Origin of the sequence: uncultured Caballeronia sp. (genome assembly GCF_964243625.1) — a bacterium.
Lineage (GTDB): Bacteria > Pseudomonadota > Gammaproteobacteria > Burkholderiales > Burkholderiaceae > Caballeronia.
The window spans coordinates 1-5,201 of sequence record NZ_CAXTGZ010000433.1 but is presented as its reverse complement, the minus strand read 5'-3'; the positions used below and the strand labels follow the sequence as shown (position 1 = coordinate 5,201).

At 60.5% G+C, this 5,201-nt stretch carries 6 protein-coding genes; 3 read left to right on the top strand and 3 right to left on the bottom strand.

Annotated elements, in window-relative coordinates; genetic code table 11:
• Positions 1 to 83: 83 nt before the first annotated feature.
• Both ACFFAR_RS23885 and ACFFAR_RS23880 read right to left on the bottom strand, forming a co-directional pair.
• Positions 84 to 248: a hypothetical protein gene (locus ACFFAR_RS23885; RefSeq protein ID WP_174364158.1), complete on the bottom strand. Its 165-nt coding sequence runs from the start codon at positions 246 to 248 to the stop codon at positions 84 to 86.
• 271 nt (positions 249 to 519) lie between these two features.
• On the bottom strand, positions 520 to 1,140 hold the full coding sequence (locus ACFFAR_RS23880) for a LysE family transporter (RefSeq protein ID WP_174364157.1): 621 nt from the start codon (positions 1,138 to 1,140) through the stop codon (positions 520 to 522).
• 212 nt (positions 1,141 to 1,352) lie between these two features.
• On the opposite strand from ACFFAR_RS23880, the gene ACFFAR_RS23875 reads away from it, so the two are divergent.
• Entirely contained in the window at positions 1,353 to 3,593 is a 2,241-nt protein-coding gene (locus ACFFAR_RS23875; protein ID WP_174364156.1) for a VTT domain-containing protein, read from the top strand.
• Between the two features lie 20 nt (positions 3,594 to 3,613).
• Positions 3,614 to 4,390, top strand: a complete 777-nt coding sequence (locus tag ACFFAR_RS23870) for an endonuclease/exonuclease/phosphatase family protein (RefSeq protein ID WP_231941591.1) — start codon at positions 3,614 to 3,616, stop codon at positions 4,388 to 4,390.
• On the opposite strand, the gene ACFFAR_RS23865 is transcribed toward ACFFAR_RS23870, so the two are convergent.
• Positions 4,368 to 4,766, bottom strand: a complete 399-nt coding sequence (locus tag ACFFAR_RS23865; RefSeq protein ID WP_174364155.1) for a hypothetical protein — start codon at positions 4,764 to 4,766, stop codon at positions 4,368 to 4,370. The genes ACFFAR_RS23870 and ACFFAR_RS23865 overlap by 23 nt on opposite strands.
• Before the next feature lie 247 nt (positions 4,767 to 5,013).
• On the opposite strand from ACFFAR_RS23865, the gene ACFFAR_RS23860 reads away from it, so the two are divergent.
• On the top strand, positions 5,014 to 5,201 hold a 188-nt coding region (locus ACFFAR_RS23860; RefSeq protein ID WP_375508581.1), incomplete at its 3' end, for a hypothetical protein.

Sequence of the window (5,201 nt, the reverse complement as noted above, 5' to 3'; positions counted from 1 at the left end):
TGAGCCGCAAAAAAAGCCGCACTGCGTTGCGCAAGTGCGGCTGATGGGGAGCGCCGGCAGGCGCTGCAAAGGTGAGAGAAATGTTATCGGCGGGGCGTGCCGGAGTTGGGTTCGTCGTCGAGATCGTCCTCGTCGGCGTGATTTAGCGCGTCCGGCAGGTTGTTCTCGAGTTCATCGCGTTCGATCTGATCGGCGAGGTCGAGGGACTTGCGTGTTGCGGGACCGGACGGGCGGTTAGCTCCAGACATGGCGACTCCTTGGGAGATTTCAAAGCCGCGCCAACAGGGCGCGAGTTGATCGGGAAGCAAGCTTCATACGTGCCTGTCGATCCCCCGGTAGGGCGGAATGAGCGCAGTTCTTGCCGCTTTGAACGGCTAAAGTTGCAATGAGGCTGCATATTTTGCGCGGCGGCAGGCAGGTCCAGTATGCGCCGCCTTGAGCAAAATAGGCTGAATACGAAAACGCGAAGCGTCAAATACGGCGTCCTCTGCGCAACGTATGGCTCGCTGATTACACGACCTAAGCCAGCGCGCGCTCCACGATCGGGTACAGGGACAACACAAGCAAGGCGGCCATCGTCCAGTTGAAAAACCGTAGCGAACGCGGATTCGTGAGCACCTTGCGCATCGACGTGCCGAACGCCGCCCACAAGATGATGCAGGGCATCCCGACCACGATGAACACCAGCGCCATGAGCACGGCGTTCATGGAGATGCTCGAATGCAGATGGATGGTCGTTGCGGCGGTCAGGACCATTATCCACGCTTTCGGGTTGATCCACTGGAACGCGGCGGCTTCGATGAAGCGCATGGGGCGGCGCTCGCCTTCACGGACTTGCACGGCCGATGAAGTCGCGATCTTCCACGCCAGGTACAACAAATACGCCACGCTGAGCGTTTCCAGCAGCGTGTAAGCCCAGGTGAAGTGCGCGAATGCCTGCGCCACGCCGAGTCCAGCCAGAATCATCAGAATTGCCACGCCCACGCTGATGCCCAGCACGTGGGGCATGGTGCGGCGCAAGCCAAAGTTCACGCCCGATGCAAGCAGCATGGTGTTGTTCGGGCCGGGTGTGATGGAAGTGACGAGCGCGAACAACAACGCGGCGGGCAGTGCGGTCATCAAGGCGGCATCGAGATGCATGGCATTCCTGGTCGGACGGTTCTCAGGTTCAGAGCACGAGTGTATGAGGACTGATCGGTACAGTACCGGTACAGAACGGCAGTTCGTTCCCTGTACGGTGTTTTCCGGGACGCCATGCTGTTTTGCCGCGCTGCAGCGCCAGGCACGGTGCTTGCAAAAATCTTTCGATGAGCCTCGACCTATCTTCTCGTGCCCTATCGCCAGGCCAACGCATGACAGACGACGCGTTTTTCCAGCCGGGCCGCAATTGCGACAGCGTTCGCCATGCTGACCGATTCAGTCTGCTGATCGACGGCTCGGATTATTTCCGCGTGCTGCGAGAAGCGATTACGCGAGCGCAGCGGACCGTGTTCATTCTCGGCTGGGACATCGACAGCCGCATGAAGCTCACGCCCGAAGGCGCCGACGACGGTTATGCCGACGCCCTCGGCGATTTCCTGCACGATGTCGCGGCGACACGAAAGCGCCTGCGCATTTACATTCTCGCGTGGGATTTCGCGATGCTCTACGCGTTCGAGCGCGAGTGGCTGCCGGTCTACAAAATGGGTTGGCGCTCGCATCGGCGGGTCGCGTTCCAGATGGACGGCAAGCATCCGATGGGCGCATCGCATCATCAAAAGGTCGTGGTGATCGACGACAAACTGGCGTTTGTCGGCGGCATGGACCTGACGCGTTCGCGTTGGGACACGCCGCGGCACGACGCCAATGATCCGCTGCGCCGCGACGCGAACGGCGAGCCCTATCAACCGTTTCACGATGTCCACACGATGTTTGACGGCGACGCGGCGCGGTCAATCGGCCTTCTGGCGCGCGAGCGCTGGCAACGTGCATGCGGCCGGCGTTTTGCGATCCGCTCGCATCGATCGATGAGCGAGAACGACCCGTGGCCGCCGTCGCGCAAGGTGGATCTGGAGAACGTCGAGCTCGCGATTTCGCTGACCGAACCCGCGTTCGACGGACGGCCTGCCGTGCAGCAGATTCGCCAGCAGTATCTCGATGCCATCAAGCGCGCGCAGCGCTCTATCTATATAGAGAACCAGTATTTCACTGCAGGTTCTGTCGGCGGGGCGTTGAAGGGAATGCTCGAGAAGCCGGATGGCCCCGATATCACCATCGTTTCCCCGCGCATGCAAAGCGGCTGGCTGCAGGAAATGACGATGGGTGTGTTGCGTGCGCGATTACATCGGATGCTCAAGGGCGCGGACGCGCACGACCGCTACCGGCTGATGTCGCCTTGCGTGCCGGGGCTGGAAACCGGTTGCGTGAACGTGCACAGCAAGCTGATGTTCATTGACGACGATTTGCTGCTGGTCGGATCGGCGAACCTCAACAACCGGTCGATGGTTCTCGACACTGAATGCAACATCGCCATCGATGCCGACGGCGATCCGCGCATCCAGGCGGCGCTTGTCGGCATGCGCAATACGCTGATTGCCGAACATCTCGGCTGCGAGACTGCCGAGTTTGCCCGCGAATTCGACGCGCGCCACAGCATGAACGACGCAATCGCAGCATTGATGAAAGATGCTGGCGAACATCGCACCCTGGAGCGTTTGAACCCGACCGTGACGCCCGATGTCGACCGGCTCGTGCCGCCGGAAGCGTTGATCGATCCGGAGAAGCCGGTGGAGGCTGATCAGCTCGTGGGTCAGTTCGTGCCGATGGAAAAGCCGCATCGGCTGATCGGCAGGTTTGCGTTGCTCGGCGTGCTGGCATTCCTGATTGTCGGATTCGCGGCCGCCATGCATTGGACGTCGCTTGGCGATTACCTCAATCTCGCCGCGCTCGCACGCCAGACGCGCCGTATCGATACGCTGCCGCTCGCGCCGCTTTGGGTCCTGCTTGCGTATGTGCTGGCGGCGGTCGTATCGATACCCGTCACGCTCCTGATTGCAACTACCGGCCTTGTTTTCGGCGCGGCATGGGGCAGTTTTTACGCGCTCATTGGAACGCTCGCCGCGGCGGCCGTGACGTATCTGTTGGGCGAATGGCTTGGCCGTGATGTGGTGCGGCGCGTGGCCGGTGCGCGCGTGAACAAGCTCAGCGAACGTGTCGCGAAACGCGGGCTGGTCGCGGTCGTCATCCTGCGGATCTTGCCGGTTGCGCCTTTTACGATCGTGAATCTGGTTGCGGGCGCATCCATGATCGGCCTGCGGGATTTCATGCTTGGTACATTGATTGGCATGGGGCCGGGTATCTTGTTGACAGTCGCGTTCGCGCATCAACTGGTGGCGTCGCTGCGGCATCCGACCGCCGGGTCCTTTGGCGTGCTGATTGGAATTGGCGTGGTGCTGGTGGCGGTATCGGTGTTGCTGCAGCGGTTCCTCGGCCGCAAGGAGCGTGCGGAGGAAGGCGAGCGCCAGCGCCAGCGTGACGCGCAACCGCCGCATGAACGGGTTGTGGATGTCGAAGTCGAGGCGCCCAAGGAAGCGGCTCGCGAGGTAAGCCCATGACGTCGATGCACGAAGTTCGCATGGAACCGCCTTCGCCGTTGTCGTTGTCCCCGCTCTCTTCTCGCGGTCTCCGGATCGCCACATACAACGTTCATGGTGCGGTCGGCGTGGACGGCAAGCTTGCGCCGGAACGGATCGCGGCGGTGCTCGCCGAAATCGATGCCGATATATTCGCGCTCCAGGAAGTCCCCTTGGGCGGCAGCGCCGCGCCCGATGTGCTCTCGATCCTGCAACGTTTGACGGGTCTTCATGCAGTAGAGGGTCCCACACTCGATACCCCTGCGCGCCGTTACGGCAATGCAGTGCTCACGCGCTTCCCGGTGCGCGCGGTCCGCACGCTCGACCTTTCGTTCAAGAGCCGCGAACCACGCGGCGCCCTCGATGCGGATATTGATTGCGGCGGGGAAACATGGCGCGTTGTCGCGACGCATCTCGGGCTGGCATCGAGTGAAAGACGCGCGCAGGTCGAGCAGGTGCTGCAGCGCTTCGATACGCCGGATCTTCCCGTGATCCTTCTAGGCGACCTCAACGAGTGGTTCATTTACGGCCGGACGCTGCGCCGGCTGGTTTCGCATTTTTATCGCGCGAGTTCGCCGAAGACTTTTCCCACGCGATATCCCCTGTTCGCACTGGATCGCATCTGGGTGCATCCGGGCGAGCGGCTCGTGAAGGTCGAGGTGCATAGAAGCGCGCTGGCGCGCGTGGCGTCGGACCACTATCCGCTGATCGCATATTTGTCGGCGCCGCTTCATGCACATACTCTCGCGCCAAACGTCAGACCGAATCTTCCAGAATGACACTCGTTGTTCCTGGCTCGCTTTGAAAGCCGGCCTCGTAATTGACGGTATGCGCATCGAAATGCTGGATCGCACGAAGCAGCCGCGGGGAGAACGTTGCGCCGAAATGAGCGATCAGCTTCTGGCGTTCGGCGGCGTCCGCATGGGCCAGGGCTTTCAGCTCCGCAAGCGGAATGCCGACAAAAAGATCGAGCGGGAAGGGCGGAGGATTATCGTCCGGGGAAGGCGGCATGCGGATGCGCAAACCGGGCAGGAGATGCGACTCGAGTTCCATTGAGAAAACAAAATCCTTGTTCTCGGGTGACGCAGTTTTGGCTTCGCTCAGAAGACTCGGTACGACGCCTTGAAGTGCGGATATTTCTTGTTCGCTAAGCATGACAAAATCCTTTCAGAACGCGGGGAAAAACGAATCGCCGTTTGTAAATCCGGTAATCGCAGCATCCCGGATACCAATGAAAAGAGCACGAAAACCTGAGGCATGATGTTTGCTGCAGCACTCCGCTTGCGCTGAACCGCTTGCGGGTAAGACACCATCGGCGCCCGAACCCCTATCTGTCGACCTCTTGCCTGGCGTGAGGAACTGGTCCTGCGCGCTTCAGGCTTGAACGAGTGAGAGAAGCCTGATGCCTGATCAAGACGAAAAACCTGACCACGACGCCGAGCATTCCGACGATAAAAAGGAAGACTCAAAAAAAGACGATGCGGGCGACGACAAAGACAAATCCGGCGACGATAAAAAACAGGGCGATGACAAGGACAAAAAAGACGACAAGAAGAAAGGCCCTGGAAAAAAGCCGCTCATCATTCTCGG